Genomic DNA, 13,818 nt, shown 5'->3' on the forward strand with positions numbered 1-13,818 from the left:
ACCCTCCCGGACCAGTCACTGCTTGAGTCGTGCGACGTTTTCGCGGATCTGGCCGAGGAGGCCATCCCCGGACTCGGTCTGGAGCGCGGCGTGCAGCGTCGAGTTCTCCGGCTCGTCCTCGACGACGATCCGGAGGTACGGCTCGAGCTGTTCGAAGTTGTCCGCGAGGACGACTGTGTGATTGTCTTCGTCGTGGTCGACGACGCCGGCGTCGTCCAGTTTCGGGACGTGGCATTGGACCGACGAGACGTAGACGCTCTTGTATTCGTTCTTCGCGACTTCGTCGGGCGGCACGTCGTGTTCCCAGCCCGCGACCGTCTCCGCCAGTGTCGAGAGTTCGATCGGTTCTTCGTGTCCGCGCAACGCATAGAGGAGGTAGCGACGGCGGCGGTTCGCCAACAGCTCGAGGATGGTATCGGCGTCGAGTTCTCGGGCCTCCTGACTCGAGGTAAGGGCTGCCATAACACGATATTACCCCCCAGTGCTGAAAAGGGTGTCTTGAATATCCGAAATTCCAACAGACGGCGGGTAATCACGTATAGAGATTCCGTATCGTTCACGTTACTCGGTTTTCCGGCACTTACTTCGATCATCGGACCGGTGTCGGGTCTCCTGTAAGTGGCGTGGAACACCGATTCCGATTCGAAATCCTTTTTTATACCCTGGACGGAGAATGGAGTAGGCCGCCTTAGCTCAGACTGGGAGAGCACTCGACTGAAGATCGAGCTGTCCCCGGTTCAAATCCGGGAGGCGGCATTTCTGCTGCGAGCAACTCCGCCAGCAGCGGCAATCTATCCGAGCGGATTTGAACTAGACTGAGGTTCTGCGAGCAAAGCGAGCAGGTTCTCAGACGTAGTTCACAATTCGGGAGGCGGCATGACTTATTTCAGAGCGGTACTTTCTGTAGTGGTGATTATCTCAGCGTACTTTACAGCGTCCGGGTTGCGTGCATTCCGGACAAGAACCAACAGAGATTCGGTTCTTTCGATGATTATGAGGGAGAAACTGGCGTATTCTGTCCGACTTTCCCCGATTCGCGGACACCATCTCCAACCGGACATAGTGAACTTCTACTAATATCGAGTTGTGACACGATCCTGTTGACGGGTAGGCTGGAGCGACGAGTACTTTGTAGTCTGTCTCTCAGAGCATCAAAAGCTATATTTTTCTCCCTACTGAAGGGGATTATAATGTCCAAAGATTGGATCGGTACTGAAGACTTTGCCAGCTATATATTGTCTAAGGGGTGAACTGAATATGAGTAATACTGGAGATCAAAATCACTATATGAAATATACTAATATCGAGGATGGAATTGCAAGATTCACCCTCTACAAGAATAATAAGGCGATTCATGGGTTCAACGAGCGTATTGAAAATGTTCCTGATGAGTACGACATAGGTGATTACTTCTCTACGCAAATTAACTCTGAGGACCCTGATGAGACCGATTTCAATCCCGAGAATCTCAACTTCGATCCCGAATTAACCGAGAAAAAAAGAAAAGAGAATGAAGAAGTGATCGATGAGTTCAAACGGTTACAATCATCTGCCGAAAAAGAATTGGAAGAATGAGTGGGAGTCCTGCACAGAAAATTTTCTCACTCGATGTCGGTCAAGCAGATGCTAAACTTGTCGTCTCTTCTGATGGCACGAAGACACTCATAGATGCAGATGAGTCGAAAGTGATTGATGAATTAGATCGGGTCTTTGAGGAAGAACTCTCAATCGATAACGATAAAGAAAAAACGATTGACCACTTTATCGCAACCCACCTTCATCAGGATCACATACTTGGCCTTTTCGACCTGAAGCAATCCGGGTACAAAATAAACAGTGCTTCACAACCCAACTTAGCAAGATTTGAGGTGGGTGAAGAAAGGGGGCAGGTTGATCCGGACCTCTTTAGAAACTACATTGAAGCACTGTCTGAGCACGGTATTGCAGCAGACGATATTAATAACCTCAGCAGTGGGGATACTATTGAATCAGTCTCTGGCGAAATTCTATCACCACCAGCAAAATCGGGGACTGTTCCATTTAAGAGCCCAAAGACAGAACGCGAGCGGAATTTAAAACCTGAAAAGGCAAACGAGAACGGCCTCGTTATTAAACTCGAGTCGGAGGGAGGAAAATCGACGCTTCTTATGGGCGATATGCAAGATAGTAGCGCCCACCACGGAGAAGACTGGCTCGTCAAACAACACAAGGATGGCAACCTAGATCTAAATGCAGATACACTGCATATCGGCCATCACGGTTCTGATAAGGCTACAAAAGATGGGTACGGCGACACAAACAAGGGGAGTTTCCTTAGCGCTGTTAATCCAGATCTGGTAGTTGTATCCAGTGAATTAGAGAGTGAATATTCACATCCCAGAGATGAGGTATTGGAACGGCTTGAAGAGCATGGAATAGATGTCTTCTGGACGGGTGTCCATGGGACAATCAAACAGGAAAGTGACAAAGAAGCGGAAATAGAACAGATCCCTGAAGTTGATGCCTCATCCCCAGCCGATATTTTGGCACTGAAGTACTTCGCAAAAGCCAATGACGTGACTCAGGAGGAGATCGCTGCTCTTGAAGAAGGTTCAATCTCCGCTGAGGATCTTCCGCGAGACACACCAGAGCTCGCGTTCAAATCTGACTATCTCGAGACTGCATCCAAAGCCTCAGACACGATTCGACGCTACCCCAAAGATGCCGAGAGACTCACCCTCAATCGCTTCCCCAACGCGATGAGCACCGAATACGTAAGCGTCGACGAACACGGAGCCGAATCATCTGTCGCAGAAGGCAATGCAGATGATCTGTCGCCGGAAGCCCAACAAGTGAGTCAATCACTTGGAGCAGCCACTGAGGCGTCCCTAGAGGACATTCTAGAGCAGCGCAAGAAAGCCCTCCAGCGACTCGCTGATACGTCCCCACAGTCGATGTCTCGGTCTTCACAAACGGCGTCCACAACATCGGACCGGTCGACCTCACAAATCCACACCGGAACGAAGCAATCCGGTCAATCAGAAGAGTCTAATAAGCGAGCCCGAAAATAAACCAAATCCATCACCTGATCCGTGACTGAGCCAGCTGGTACGTCTGCTCAGAGATATCGAGTCCAAGCGAGTATCTGTTATGAAGATATTCGAGTAGTTGGCTTGCTTCCGGACCGTGATCGAACGCCTCTGGATCGTGGAGCGCAGCTGTAAGCATGATTTCGTAGAACTGTTCACCTACGTCGTCGCCCTTCTGAAGAATGATCGAATCGAGTTTGTCCGTCCGGAATTGCACGTAGGGGTCAGCGAATCGGTCCTTTGGATATTCACATGGAATTGCCGTGATGGCCGTCGCCGCGGCGATCCCGACGTGGGCATCGGTTGTCTCTACCACCACTCGTTTGAGTACGTCCGCTATCGCCAGCGTTGAGGATTCGTCAAGCCCTTCAGCGTGAGCGAGCGCACGACAGCCATACACTTTCGCGAGTCGACTACCGTCGACGATTCTGGTGAGCAACAAATCCAGGTCATATTCTACGATATCAGGCTTTGTCTCAGCCAAGACAGCGATCACCCGCATTGCATGGCCAGCAACGGTCCCACCGGACTCTACTGGTCGCGTGTCAGCCAGTAATTCTACGAGGTCTGTGCTGTAGCGCTCAACTCGTTCAGGTCTTTTCGAAGCAACCTCAGCGAAAAGTCCTAACGCCGAGACAGCTTCTGCTATGCTCCCATTCTCAATGTTCGTCCACCAGTCTTCGATTTCAGAGTGGTCTATTCTTTGAGTTTCTGTCCAGTTTTGAAGCTGTGGAATTCGATTATTCTTGTTCTCCCCTTCTGTACTATCGGTCATTAATACAGGATAGGAAATAGAGGTATGTAATTCTATTCAGTGACCTATCGAGATATATCGAGCACGAAACCGACCGAGAAAACAAGAGTTCAAAGCGGGTGTCTAATGACGGCCTCAGTTCGCACAACGTCGGCGAACTCACCCGCTTCCCGAAGCACCCCAGCATTCTCGTCGGCGAGTCGGACGAACTGTCCGATTCGCTCGAGAGCGTCGCTACTGATATCTTCGCTGTCCTCGATACGCTTTTGCAGCCGTTCGAGCCGACGGTCAGCATCGCGGGTCATCGTCTATTCAGGGGGTTATCGTATGAGAACGTAAACAACCGATTGAGGTCCGAGAGGCGGTATCCTTCACGATTCGTTACGGAGTGACCGTGATGTGGTAGACTTCGGTAGTGTTTCTCGCATCGATTTCCGGAAGATTTGAACCGGCTTACGAACGTATCCGTCACCGTCGGGCGTTTCGTTATTCACGAAAACACCGGGGGCGAAGCCGCAGCACCCATTGCCCGCGTGATGATCCAGCATATTAACTGTACGTGGAGCGTTCCCCTCGACAATGACGGTTACTACTGAATTACGGCTCCGTTCGCCCTCGCTGCCGCTCGTGGAACTCACTGCCTCACTGCAGCCCGACGAGATCGAGTGCGTACACGCACTCTGTCTTCAGTCGGACGTGCGGATATTTACCGTCCGGATCGATTCGACGGACGATGTCTCCGAGACCGAACTCGCGGCGCTCGAGGAGGTCGTGGAGGTGACGGCGCTCGGACGCACGAACGGGAAACGGATCTACCAACTCACCGTCGAACTCACGGACGCCATCTCGGAGGCGTTCGACCCCGACCGGTTCGACGGGGCACAACTGGAGCCGACGACCATCACGCCGGAGGGGTGGCACGAGAAGAAGGTGTTCAAAGACTACGAGACGTTCGCCGAGTTCCGAACGAGTTGTGAGGAGCACGGTATCCCGATCGAACTCGTCTCGATCACGTCTGACGCCGTACCGACTGCTGACTCGTCACAACACGGATTAACCGACCGCCAACACGAGGCACTCACGCTCGCGATCGCTCGCGGCTACTACGACAGCCCACGCCGAACCTCGACGGAGGCGCTTGCCGAAGAGCTGGACATTTCACAGCCCGCGCTATCGACCCTGCTCCGTCGCGCGGAGCGGCAGGTCCTCACGTCCGCACTCGACGCGCGGAGACACGTCGAGACGGTCTCCGGCTAATATCGCCTACATGTGTGTCTCGATCCGGATGTTGACGATGGGGTTGGGAACAGTCTCGAGTCGCTAACAAGAGACTCGTCGGCGTGTCGAGATCGACTCGCCGACGGACTTCGGCGAGTCGCCGTTCGACGCACCGGTCCGGACGCGAGTACGCGCCCGAGAGTCTCGATCCGGTCCACGATACTACTTAAACACCCTTTCCATATAACAGCAGCCCCAAACCGGTCGCGACCCTCGATTCGGGTGATGACAACAGCGTTCGGTTCTGAACTGGACGGGCAGGTCGCGATCGTTACGGGAGCGTCTTCCGGCATCGGGGAAGCAACGGCGACCGCGCTCGCATCGCGCGGTGCGAGCGTCGTCCTTGCCGCCCGACGCGAGGATGCACTCGAGGAAGTCGCCGCTCGGATCGAGGACGAAGACGGGGAAGCGCTCGTCGTTCCGACCGATATCACGGCTGACGACGACATCGACGAACTGGTCGAGACGACGACTGACGAATTCGGGCGGATCGACATCCTCGTGAACAACGCGGGCTACATGCCACTCGCACACATCGCGGATGCGGATCGGGAGACCCTCACGACGACTATCGACGTCAATCTCGACGGGCTGCTTACACTTACCCACGCCGTCGTTCCCACGATGCTCGAGCAAGAACGCGGGCACGTCGTGAACCTCTCTTCGGTTGCCGGACGGTTTGCGATGGAGAACAGCTCGCATTATATGGCGGCGAAAGCCGGCGTGGCCGGCTTCGGCCGGGCGCTTCGACGCGACATCGCCCAGGAGGGGATCCGCGTTTCGACCATCGAACCGGGGGCAGTCAATACGGAACTCACCGAGGACATCCCCGACGACGAGGTCAAGTCGTACGTCGAGGACTACAACCAATCGATGCGACAGCTCGAGCCCGCTGATATCGCCCGGACGATCGCGTTCGTCGTGACACAGCCAGCCCACGTAGACATCAACGAAGTCCTGATTCGGCCGACGGATCAGGTTCAACCGTAGCACACACCCGAGGGCGGCAAACTCGGCCGGCATCGGTATCGGACAGCGCCGGTGACGGTCGGTGGACGAGACGACGGCCGCCCCGGAGGTGCCCATCGTCTTGTAGACAAGATACTCCTGACCGGAGTCGTAATCCGTGATCGAAACGCCAATCATGACGGCTATTACTCACTCGAGACGTCCGATAACGGAGGCAAACCCCATCCGATGACGATTACGACCGAATTCCGCCTCGAGTCCCCTTCGCTTCCGCTCCTCGATGTCGCCGAATCGGTCCGGAGTACGGAACTAACGTGCGTTCACGGGCTCCAGCTCCGAGACGGCGTCCAGTTGTTCCTCGTCCAGATCGACAGCACCGACGACGTCTCCGAAACGGAACTCACAACGCTCGAGAACGTGAGGGCGGCGACGCTGGTCGGACACACGAGCGACGAAGCGATTTACAAGATCATCGTCGAACTCGAGGAGCGGCTCACACGCCTCTTCGACCCCGAGCGGTTCGATATCGCGCCAGTCGAACCGCCCACGATCTCGCCGAACGGCTGGTACGAGCACAAAATATTCAAGAGCTACGCGGAGTTCAACGACTATCGAACCTATTGTCAGGAACGTGATATCGAGGTCGAACTCGTTTCGGTCAGCCCCGATCCGTCTGCGATCGAGGACCCCTCACGGCACGGGTTAACGGAACGCCAACACGAGGCGCTCACGCTTGCGCTCGCTCGTGGCTACTACGACAGTCCGCGCCGAACGTCGACCGAAGACCTCGCCCACGAACTCGGTATCTCGCAGCCGTCGATGTCGAGTCTCCTTCGCCGCGGTGAACGGCAACTCCTCTCTTCCGTACTCGACTCTCGGAAAGAAGGTCGGATTCGTTCCGGCGGGGAGTGACCGTCACCGGGACGAACTCGCCTCGTCCGTCTTCCGCTCGGTGGGACACTTAAACATGCTTTCTGAATAGCATCGAATCCATGCGAGACGACACCCAACGATGAGTTGGGTAGCACCTCTCAATCATGGAGTACACAACCCTTGGATCGACCGGGATGGAGGTCAGTTCGCTCTGTCTCGGGTGCATGAGTTTCGGATCGAGCGAGTGGCAACCGTGGGTCCTCGACGAGGAGGAGTCGCGGGAGATCATCGAACGGGCGATCGATCTCGGCATCAACTTCTTCGACACCGCGAACGTCTACTCGTCGGGCAAGTCCGAGGAAATCCTCGGGAACGTTCTCGCGGAGTACGATCGTGACGAACAGGTCGTCGCGACGAAAGCATTCTTGCCCCCCGAGGAGGACCCGCACCCGAACGCGACGGGGCTCTCCCGGAAAACCATCGAACAGGAACTAGCGAACTCGCTCGATCGGCTCGGCATGGAGACGGTCGATCTCTACCAGATTCACCGCTGGGACTACGAGACCCCTATCGAGGAGACGCTGCGAGCGCTCGATGACGCCGTTCGTCGCGGGCAGACTCGCTATATCGGTGCCTCCTCGATGTGGACGTATCAGTTCGCAGACGCGCTCCACACCAGCGACCGTCTCGACCTCGAGCGGTTCGCGACGATGCAGAACCACTACAATCTCGTCTACCGCGAGGAGGAGCGCGAGATGCTCCCGTTCTGCGAACGGGAGGGGATCGGCGTGATGCCGTGGTCGCCGCTCGCGGGCGGCTACCTCACCCGTCCCCACGACGAACTCGATGCGACGACGCGCGGCGAGACGGACAAGTACATCGATCGGCTCCCGTATCGGGATGGCGGCGGTCCCGCGGTCAACGAGCGCGTGGCGGAACTCGCCGCCGACCACGGTGTCACGATGGCACAGATCGCGCTCGCGTGGCTCCTCCACAAGGAGTGGGTCACGACACCGATCGTCGGGACGACCAGCGTCGAACACCTCGAGGACGCCGTCGAGGCGCTCGAAATCGATCTGTCGGACTCGGACATCGAATACCTCGAGGAACCCTACGAACCGCTGCCGGTCGCCGGACACGAGTAACTGCGCGCCGTTCGGGCGGTCCCGCGATCGACTCGAGAGGGGAGGTCCAATACCGTCACGGGAGTCGAGCGACGGGAACTCCGTTCGATAACCGGCATTCTATCCGGGGAAGCCAACCCCTCAAGGGGGACGAGGCTGTCAATCCGATCGTGAGCAGCAACTCGATCACAAACGAGAGCGATACGTTCGAGATCGGCGGTTCGACCGTTCGTCGGCTGGGGTTCGGCGCGATGCGGATCACCGGCGAGGACATCATCGGTGCACCGGAGGACGAGGAGTCCGCACGCGAGGTCGTCCGGCAGGCGGTCGACTGCGGCGTCGATCTCATCGATACGGCGGACTCCTACGGTCCCGCAGTGAGCGAGCGCCTCATCGGCGAGGCGATCGGCGACCCCGACGACGTCCTGATCGCGACCAAGGCCGGTCTGCTGCGCAACAGTGAGGGCGAATGGCTCGCCCACGGCGACCCGGACTACATCCGCAATCAGGTCCTCACGTCCCTCGACCGGCTCCGGACGGACACGATCGATCTCTATCAGTTCCATCGGCCGGACGACGACACGCCCTTCGAGGACTCCGTCGCGACCTTCGCGGAACTCAAAGACGAGGGCCTCGTCGACGCGGTCGGCGTCAGTAACGTCTCCGCGGAACTCCTCGATCGGGCCCGCGAGCAGGTCGAGATCGAAACCGTCCAGAACCGGTACAACCTGAACGACCGCGGCAGCCGGGAGGTACTCGAGATCTGTGACGAGGCGGGGATCGGCTTCATCCCGTGGGCCCCGATCGACGGCGACGATCTGGCCGAACACGGCGACCTCCTCGACGGGATCGCCGAGACCCACGACGCGACGCGACGACAGGTCGCGCTGGCCTGGCTCCTCGAGCGGTCCGCCGTCATGCTCCCGATTCCGGGAACGTCCGATCCAGCCCACCTCGAGTCCAACCTCGCGGCCTCGCAACTCTCGCTCGGCGACGACGAGGTCCGCCGACTGACCGCGGCCGCCGACTGAAGCCCGCCGTCCGCCGGGCGTCCCTCGAGCGACCGGTCACTCCTCGAGTCGGCCGGCGATACGCCGGGAGAGTGCCGTGAGGTAGAACGAGCCCCAGATCGCGGCGACGACGGCCCCGACGACGTCGTAGACGAGATCGACGATCGTGTCGTTGAGACCGTGCTGGGCGAGGACCGCGTCGAGCCCGACCCGTTGTGCGCTTCGGTCGATCCCGAACTCTATGAGTTCCCAGACGACGCCGAATGCCAGGACGAACACGAGGATGAACGCGAACAGCATCGCGGGCGGGACGTAGATCTCGTCGGTGTGGAAGTCGATCGCCCGGACGACCGCGTAGCCCGCCGCAGCGACGATCGATGCTGAGATCGTATGTGTCATACTGTCCCACGGCCCGATCCGGGCGTACAACCCAGCCGAGCCGAGGACGTGGAGAAACACGGCCGCCGTGAGCCAGAACACGAGCCCCGACTCGAGTGGCAGTTTGGCGTCTCGCTCGAGGACGGCCGAGAGGAACGTGATCGCGAGCGCGATGGCGGCGTTCGAAACCGTCGTCAGATCGCGGCCGGCGATGCCATACAGTAGGAGGACGGCGAGGGCCACCTGCATGAGCCGCGAGAGCCGTCTGACGGTCCCGTCGGGAACGTCCAGGAGATCACGGATCAGGGACGGAACGGGGGCGGGTTCCCCGTCGGGCGACGTCTTCCGCGGCGTCGGCGGGCGTCTGGCCTCGTTATCGTCCGCGCCGTAGGACCGGAAGTAGCGCCCGAAGACGGTACCCGCGAGCAGGCCGGCGACCGCCGCGTAGGCGAAGTTATGCATCAATGCGCGGTTGGCGGCGTCCTGCGAGCGGCCGTCTAGAATGTAGTCAGTTTCGAGGGTCACGTCGGCGAGCCACTGGGCAACGTGCCACGCCCCGGCGACGGCCAGGGTCGTCAGCACGACGAGCACCACCGCGAACGCGTGGTTCATTCGTACCGCGGTAAAGCGGTCGATCTCGACGCACGCGACGAGCGCGACCGCAGCGACGGCGACGTACACGGCGATCGACGTCAGAAACGACGCACCGGAGACTGCCGCATCGATGACGGGGAGTAGGACCAAGCCCAACAGTTTCCAGGGTGGCATCACGAGCGGATTTCGGAACGCGGCGGCCGGTAGCAGGACGATCGCGACCGCGAACGCGGTAAACGCGAACCAGCGGTAGGCGTCGGAGAGCCCGTGGGCGATCGTGAGGACGACGAGTGCGCTCGTGACCAGCCAGGCGAGCACCGCGTTTCGCCGCGTTTTGTCGAACCGCTCGCCGAATCGACCGTCCGCCATATGCCCCCTACGCGACGACGCTCCTAAACGCGAGAGCATGCGAGAGCCACCGAACGGCCGGCTGTCCGTCAACTGGCATCGTCCCGGTCACGTTCGACTCACCCGCCGCCGATCGTCTTCGGTTGCGCTCCGCAAGCCGCCAACAGGCCTCTGCCACGTCGTTGGCCCGAGCCCCCGCCATCGCCCGCTCCGGCGGTCCCCGTCGAACGGGCTCGGATTCCCGCAGGAACCACGCGGGAACCGCTCGCTCGTTTCGTTCCGTACCGAAGACTGATATTTCAGCCTCCGAACGTTGTCGTATGGTCGCACACGACGACCTCGAGCACGGACGGGCCCGCGTCAACGGCGTCAAACTGCACTACGTGACCGCTGGCGACGGACCGCCGCTGGTATTGCTCCACGGCTGGCCACAGACCTGGTACGAGTGGCGGGACGTGATCCCACACCTCGCCGACGAGTACACCGTTATCGCGCCCGACCTTCGCGGACTGGGCGACTCCGAAACCCCCGTTTCGGGGTACGACAAGGACACCGTCGCGACCGACGTTCGGGTCCTTCTCGACCACCTCGGACACGGCGACGACCCGATCGCGCTCGTCGGCCACGACTGGGGAATGCCGACTGCGTACGCCTACGCCGCCCAGTACCGCGACCACGTCCGTGCACTCTGCGTACTCGAGGCGGGACTGCCGGGGATCAACGAGGACGAGAAACGCCCGCTGTGGCACACGCGCTTTCACAGCGTTCGCGACCTCCCCGAACGGCTGGTCGCCGGCCGAGAGCGGCTCTACCTCGACTGGTTCTACGGTGAGGGTGCATACGATCCCTCGGCGATCGACGACGCCGCCCGCGAGGAGTACGTCCGCTGTTACTCGCAGGCCGGCGGGCTGCGGGGTGGCTTCGAGTACTACCGCGCCTTCGACACCGACGCCGAGCACAACCGGGACCACGCGGACACTCCCCTCGAGATGCCCGTGCTCGCACTCGGCGGCGCGGCGTCTTTCCGGGACCGTCCGATCAGGGATATGGAAGCGGTCGCGACCGACGTCGAGGGCGAGATCGTCGACCGCGCCGGTCACTGGATCCCCGAGGAACGGCCGGCGTACTTCGTCGAGCGGCTGACCGACTTCCTCGCGGACGCGGCGTGAACGGCCGGGACACGAGCCGGTGGCTCGCCTCGAGTTCAGTACTGGTCTCGAACGCGGTCGATCTGACACCGGACACAGAGATCGTCGGCGAAACAGGCGATGTCGTCGTACGGGCACTCGTATTCGTCGACGTCGACGGAGAGACGGCGCTTTGCGCGCTCCCACTCGGTCTCCCAGTCGCCGATGTCCATCTCGGACGACGTGAAGACGACGGCACCGTCACGATCCAGGATCTTCGCGACGGTGACCGAGCGGTGGTTCTCTTTGACGACGGCGATCGCGTCCTGGTAGGACGGACACCGGATCTCCTCTCGTCCCGCCTGATCGTCCAAGAGACGGACGACGATGGAGCCGTCGTACTCCTCGGTCGGCTCCAGTCCATTGGTCATGGCAGCAACTGTTGGAACGCCGCGACAAAAAGTTGCACGTCGGGACCCGGACTCGCGTCTCGTCGGATTTGCCCGCTCACCGTTTGACTCGCCGCGAAAAAGTCCGGGTGCGAGAATCGAACCGTAGCCAGACGGTCGGCCTCGCTTCGCTCGACCGCTGCGACTGGCAGGGTTCGATCTCGGTCGGATTTGCGCCGCTCACGGATTTGTTCGCGGCGACAAAGTCCGGGTGCGAGAATCGAACCCGCGTCTCAGCCTCCACAAGGCTGAAGGATAACCACTACCCCAACCCGGACACGTGTACACGTTACCCTACAGCCGGTTGGACTAAAATACGTTACGACTCTCCGACGCGGTGTGGGTCTCCGTACCGCGCGATTTCCGTCCCGTGACTGCGCGACGGTCGCTCGAGACATCTGCCCCGCTCGCGACCGGGACGCTTTTCGGCGTACGGCGGGTAGCGCCCACAAGCGTGGCCATCACCGACAAGATCTATATCAAGAACCACCGGCAGCTCAGCTCCCAACTCGAGACGAACATTCCCAAGGGGGCGTTCAAGGGCGCGACGCTCGACATGCTCTTTCAGGGCGACGGCCTCGAGAAGTTAGACGACGCGACCCGCGACCGGGTGCTCGATTTCACGCAGGACTTCCTCGACTGCAACTGCGACAACAATCCCTACTGTGGCTGTCCGGAGCGGAAGTTCATCCAGTACCTCCTCGAGTTACGCGCTCAGGGGCTTGGGCCGGACGCGATCGTCGACGTGATGACCGACGACTACATGGTCTATGCCTATCCCGGCGACGTGCTGTCCTTCCTCGACAACGGCGTCCGCACGCTCGAGGCCGCGGAGGGGCTCGCTCGCGTCGAGGGTGCGGACGAGAAGTACGATCAGATTCGGCAGGCGAAACGGGAACTCGAGCGATAGGTCCGTCTCGAGGTGTGCGGATGAGTGTACTACTGTGAGCGCGTCTACCGCCCACATACGGCCATTCTGGAGGCGCTAAGCCCCGTCCGTGGTTCCTGCTGGATCGGAACCGTAACCGCTCATATACGTCGCAGCCGGCTAGCCACAAACGATGTCTCAGACGGCTTTCGAGACCATTGATACGATGCTTGCGAGCGTTCAGTCGGACGTCGATGACCCGGACCTCCGGTTCAAGCTCCGGACGTCCCGACAACTCCTTCGCTTGCTACACGAACGACACGAGGCGGGACGTGACGCGTTGGAGGAGACCGATCTCGATGAGGCGACGCGTGCGAACCTCGAACGACTCGGCTATTTGGAGTAAGCCTTTGACTCTCTCTTCTACCCGGTGATCTGAACCGTTTCGGGCCTGCGTCTCCTGTCTCCGTTCGCTATCGTAGCTGGTACGATTCGTCTTCGTCGTCTAACTCGTCGAGCAACAGCACTTCGTCTTCCTCGTCCTCGAGTCGGTCTTGCAGGTCGTTGACGTATCCTTTGTACTCGTCGAGTTGTTCCCGGAGGTGCTCGGCCTCGAGTTCGAGCCGTTCGTGTTCGCGGATGAATCGCTTCGGGACTTCGACGGTCGGCGGGAACGAGATCTCCTCGTCGGCTCCCGCTCCGCCAGCGCGGGCCTCGAGTTCGTCCTCGGGGATGACTTCGACCCGGCCGTCGTGTTCGACGAGTCGGTCGACGTAATCCCGGAAGACGGCGGACAGCGAGATATCGCGTTCCTCGGCGATCGCCTGTAGCGCCTCGAACGCGTCCTCGTTGACCCGGAACGAGATCGTCTTGTTCTTGTTCCCCATCGATACCTCTAGTCGTCGGTCACGATACTTAACCATTTGTCAGACGACTGTGCGAGCGACGACCGGGCCGTTCGTCCGGTGCTCGAGCGAG

The 13,818-nt window shown here is 59.6% G+C and carries 16 protein-coding genes and 2 tRNA genes; 11 read left to right on the forward strand and 7 right to left on the reverse strand.

Features of this window, described 5'->3' with window-relative positions:
* Window positions 1-15: 15 nt before the first annotated feature.
* The gene (locus ALTAJ2_RS12855) at window positions 16-462 is read right to left on the reverse strand and encodes a DUF7344 domain-containing protein (RefSeq protein ID WP_007107612.1); all 447 of its coding nucleotides are present in this window, start codon (window positions 460-462) and stop codon (window positions 16-18) included.
* A 220-nt stretch (window positions 463-682) separates the two neighbouring features.
* Between ALTAJ2_RS12855 and ALTAJ2_RS12860 the strand changes: the two genes are divergently transcribed.
* The 3 genes from ALTAJ2_RS12860 (at window position 683) to ALTAJ2_RS18760 (ending at window position 3,050) form a co-directional block, all read left to right on the forward strand.
* Window positions 683-756 (forward strand) — tRNA-Phe (locus tag ALTAJ2_RS12860).
* 501 nt (window positions 757-1,257) lie between these two features.
* Complete coding sequence (locus tag ALTAJ2_RS12865; protein WP_049899602.1) at window positions 1,258-1,575, forward strand: hypothetical protein; 318 nt, start codon at window positions 1,258-1,260, stop codon at window positions 1,573-1,575.
* Entirely contained in the window at window positions 1,572-3,050 is a 1,479-nt protein-coding gene (locus ALTAJ2_RS18760) for a ComEC/Rec2 family competence protein (RefSeq protein WP_007107614.1), read from the forward strand. Before ALTAJ2_RS12865 ends, ALTAJ2_RS18760 begins: the two co-directional genes overlap by 4 nt.
* A 10-nt stretch (window positions 3,051-3,060) precedes the next feature.
* Here ALTAJ2_RS18760 and ALTAJ2_RS12870 read toward each other — a convergent pair whose 3' ends face one another.
* On the reverse strand, window positions 3,061-3,843 hold the full coding sequence (locus ALTAJ2_RS12870) for a hypothetical protein (RefSeq protein WP_239647736.1): 783 nt from the start codon (window positions 3,841-3,843) through the stop codon (window positions 3,061-3,063).
* Between the two features lie 89 nt (window positions 3,844-3,932).
* Window positions 3,933-4,127, reverse strand: coding sequence for a hypothetical protein (locus ALTAJ2_RS19770; protein ID WP_007107616.1), 195 nt, complete (start codon window positions 4,125-4,127; stop codon window positions 3,933-3,935).
* A 274-nt stretch (window positions 4,128-4,401) separates the two neighbouring features.
* Here ALTAJ2_RS19770 and ALTAJ2_RS12875 point away from each other — a divergent pair, with 274 nt between their 5' ends.
* From ALTAJ2_RS12875 to ALTAJ2_RS12895, 5 genes are all read left to right on the forward strand, one after another.
* Window positions 4,402-5,079: a helix-turn-helix domain-containing protein gene (locus ALTAJ2_RS12875; RefSeq protein WP_193365036.1), complete on the forward strand. Its 678-nt coding sequence runs from the start codon at window positions 4,402-4,404 to the stop codon at window positions 5,077-5,079.
* 246 nt (window positions 5,080-5,325) lie between these two features.
* Complete coding sequence (locus ALTAJ2_RS12880; protein ID WP_007107618.1) at window positions 5,326-6,090, forward strand: SDR family oxidoreductase; 765 nt, start codon at window positions 5,326-5,328, stop codon at window positions 6,088-6,090.
* Between the two features lie 207 nt (window positions 6,091-6,297).
* On the forward strand, window positions 6,298-6,981 hold the full coding sequence (locus ALTAJ2_RS12885; RefSeq protein WP_007107619.1) for a helix-turn-helix domain-containing protein: 684 nt from the start codon (window positions 6,298-6,300) through the stop codon (window positions 6,979-6,981).
* A gap of 125 nt (window positions 6,982-7,106) precedes the next feature.
* On the forward strand, window positions 7,107-8,087 hold the full coding sequence (locus ALTAJ2_RS12890) for an aldo/keto reductase (RefSeq protein ID WP_007107620.1): 981 nt from the start codon (window positions 7,107-7,109) through the stop codon (window positions 8,085-8,087).
* Between the two features lie 149 nt (window positions 8,088-8,236).
* Window positions 8,237-9,097 carry an aldo/keto reductase gene (locus ALTAJ2_RS12895; RefSeq protein WP_007107621.1) on the forward strand — a complete coding sequence of 287 codons (861 nt, stop codon included), beginning with the start codon at window positions 8,237-8,239 and terminating at the stop codon, window positions 9,095-9,097.
* Between the two features lie 36 nt (window positions 9,098-9,133).
* Here the strand turns inward: ALTAJ2_RS12895 and ALTAJ2_RS12900 are convergent, their stop codons facing one another.
* Window positions 9,134-10,417 (reverse strand): hypothetical protein, encoded by a 1,284-nt coding sequence (locus tag ALTAJ2_RS12900; protein ID WP_007107622.1) that lies wholly within the window; start codon window positions 10,415-10,417, stop codon window positions 9,134-9,136.
* 299 nt (window positions 10,418-10,716) lie between these two features.
* Here ALTAJ2_RS12900 and ALTAJ2_RS12905 point away from each other — a divergent pair, with 299 nt between their 5' ends.
* On the forward strand, window positions 10,717-11,565 hold the full coding sequence (locus ALTAJ2_RS12905) for an alpha/beta fold hydrolase (RefSeq protein ID WP_007107623.1): 849 nt from the start codon (window positions 10,717-10,719) through the stop codon (window positions 11,563-11,565).
* A gap of 35 nt (window positions 11,566-11,600) precedes the next feature.
* Here the strand turns inward: ALTAJ2_RS12905 and ALTAJ2_RS12910 are convergent, their stop codons facing one another.
* Both ALTAJ2_RS12910 and ALTAJ2_RS12915 read right to left on the reverse strand, forming a co-directional pair.
* Complete coding sequence (locus ALTAJ2_RS12910; RefSeq protein ID WP_007107624.1) at window positions 11,601-11,954, reverse strand: hypothetical protein; 354 nt, start codon at window positions 11,952-11,954, stop codon at window positions 11,601-11,603.
* Window positions 11,955-12,177: 223 nt separating this feature from the next.
* A tRNA-His gene (locus ALTAJ2_RS12915) sits at window positions 12,178-12,249 on the reverse strand.
* A 177-nt stretch (window positions 12,250-12,426) separates the two neighbouring features.
* On the opposite strand from ALTAJ2_RS12915, the gene ALTAJ2_RS12920 reads away from it, so the two are divergent.
* Window positions 12,427-12,882, forward strand: a complete 456-nt coding sequence (locus tag ALTAJ2_RS12920; RefSeq protein ID WP_006187206.1) for a DUF5814 domain-containing protein — start codon at window positions 12,427-12,429, stop codon at window positions 12,880-12,882.
* Between the two features lie 151 nt (window positions 12,883-13,033).
* Window positions 13,034-13,246, forward strand: coding sequence for a hypothetical protein (locus tag ALTAJ2_RS12925; protein ID WP_049899606.1), 213 nt, complete (start codon window positions 13,034-13,036; stop codon window positions 13,244-13,246).
* A 67-nt stretch (window positions 13,247-13,313) separates the two neighbouring features.
* Here the strand turns inward: ALTAJ2_RS12925 and ALTAJ2_RS12930 are convergent, their stop codons facing one another.
* Window positions 13,314-13,727, reverse strand: coding sequence for a ribbon-helix-helix protein, CopG family (locus tag ALTAJ2_RS12930; RefSeq protein WP_007107625.1), 414 nt, complete (start codon window positions 13,725-13,727; stop codon window positions 13,314-13,316).
* Between the last annotated feature and the right edge of the window lie 91 nt (window positions 13,728-13,818).

This window comes from Natrinema altunense, from assembly GCF_000731985.1.
Classification (GTDB): Archaea; Halobacteriota; Halobacteria; order Halobacteriales; family Natrialbaceae; genus Natrinema; species Natrinema altunense.

Excerpts from the sequence above, each read along its gene's own strand:
- ALTAJ2_RS12855 (WP_007107612.1), bottom strand. The coding sequence starts at position 462 with ATGGCAGCCCTTACCTCGAGTCAGGAGGCCCGAGAACTCGACGCCGAT.
- ALTAJ2_RS12865 (WP_049899602.1), top strand. The coding sequence starts at position 1,258 with ATGAGTAATACTGGAGATCAAAATCACTATATGAAATATACTAATATC.
- ALTAJ2_RS18760 (WP_007107614.1), top strand. The coding sequence starts at position 1,572 with ATGAGTGGGAGTCCTGCACAGAAAATTTTCTCACTCGATGTCGGTCAA.
- ALTAJ2_RS12870 (WP_239647736.1), bottom strand. The coding sequence starts at position 3,843 with ATGACCGATAGTACAGAAGGGGAGAACAAGAATAATCGAATTCCACAG.
- ALTAJ2_RS19770 (WP_007107616.1), bottom strand. The coding sequence starts at position 4,127 with ATGACCCGCGATGCTGACCGTCGGCTCGAACGGCTGCAAAAGCGTATC.
- ALTAJ2_RS12875 (WP_193365036.1), top strand. The coding sequence starts at position 4,402 with ATGACGGTTACTACTGAATTACGGCTCCGTTCGCCCTCGCTGCCGCTC.
- ALTAJ2_RS12880 (WP_007107618.1), top strand. The coding sequence starts at position 5,326 with ATGACAACAGCGTTCGGTTCTGAACTGGACGGGCAGGTCGCGATCGTT.
- ALTAJ2_RS12885 (WP_007107619.1), top strand. The coding sequence starts at position 6,298 with ATGACGATTACGACCGAATTCCGCCTCGAGTCCCCTTCGCTTCCGCTC.
- ALTAJ2_RS12890 (WP_007107620.1), top strand. The coding sequence starts at position 7,107 with ATGGAGTACACAACCCTTGGATCGACCGGGATGGAGGTCAGTTCGCTC.
- ALTAJ2_RS12900 (WP_007107622.1), bottom strand. The coding sequence starts at position 10,417 with ATGGCGGACGGTCGATTCGGCGAGCGGTTCGACAAAACGCGGCGAAAC.
- ALTAJ2_RS12905 (WP_007107623.1), top strand. The coding sequence starts at position 10,717 with ATGGTCGCACACGACGACCTCGAGCACGGACGGGCCCGCGTCAACGGC.
- ALTAJ2_RS12910 (WP_007107624.1), bottom strand. The coding sequence starts at position 11,954 with ATGACCAATGGACTGGAGCCGACCGAGGAGTACGACGGCTCCATCGTC.
- ALTAJ2_RS12925 (WP_049899606.1), top strand. The coding sequence starts at position 13,034 with ATGTCTCAGACGGCTTTCGAGACCATTGATACGATGCTTGCGAGCGTT.
- ALTAJ2_RS12930 (WP_007107625.1), bottom strand. The coding sequence starts at position 13,727 with ATGGGGAACAAGAACAAGACGATCTCGTTCCGGGTCAACGAGGACGCG.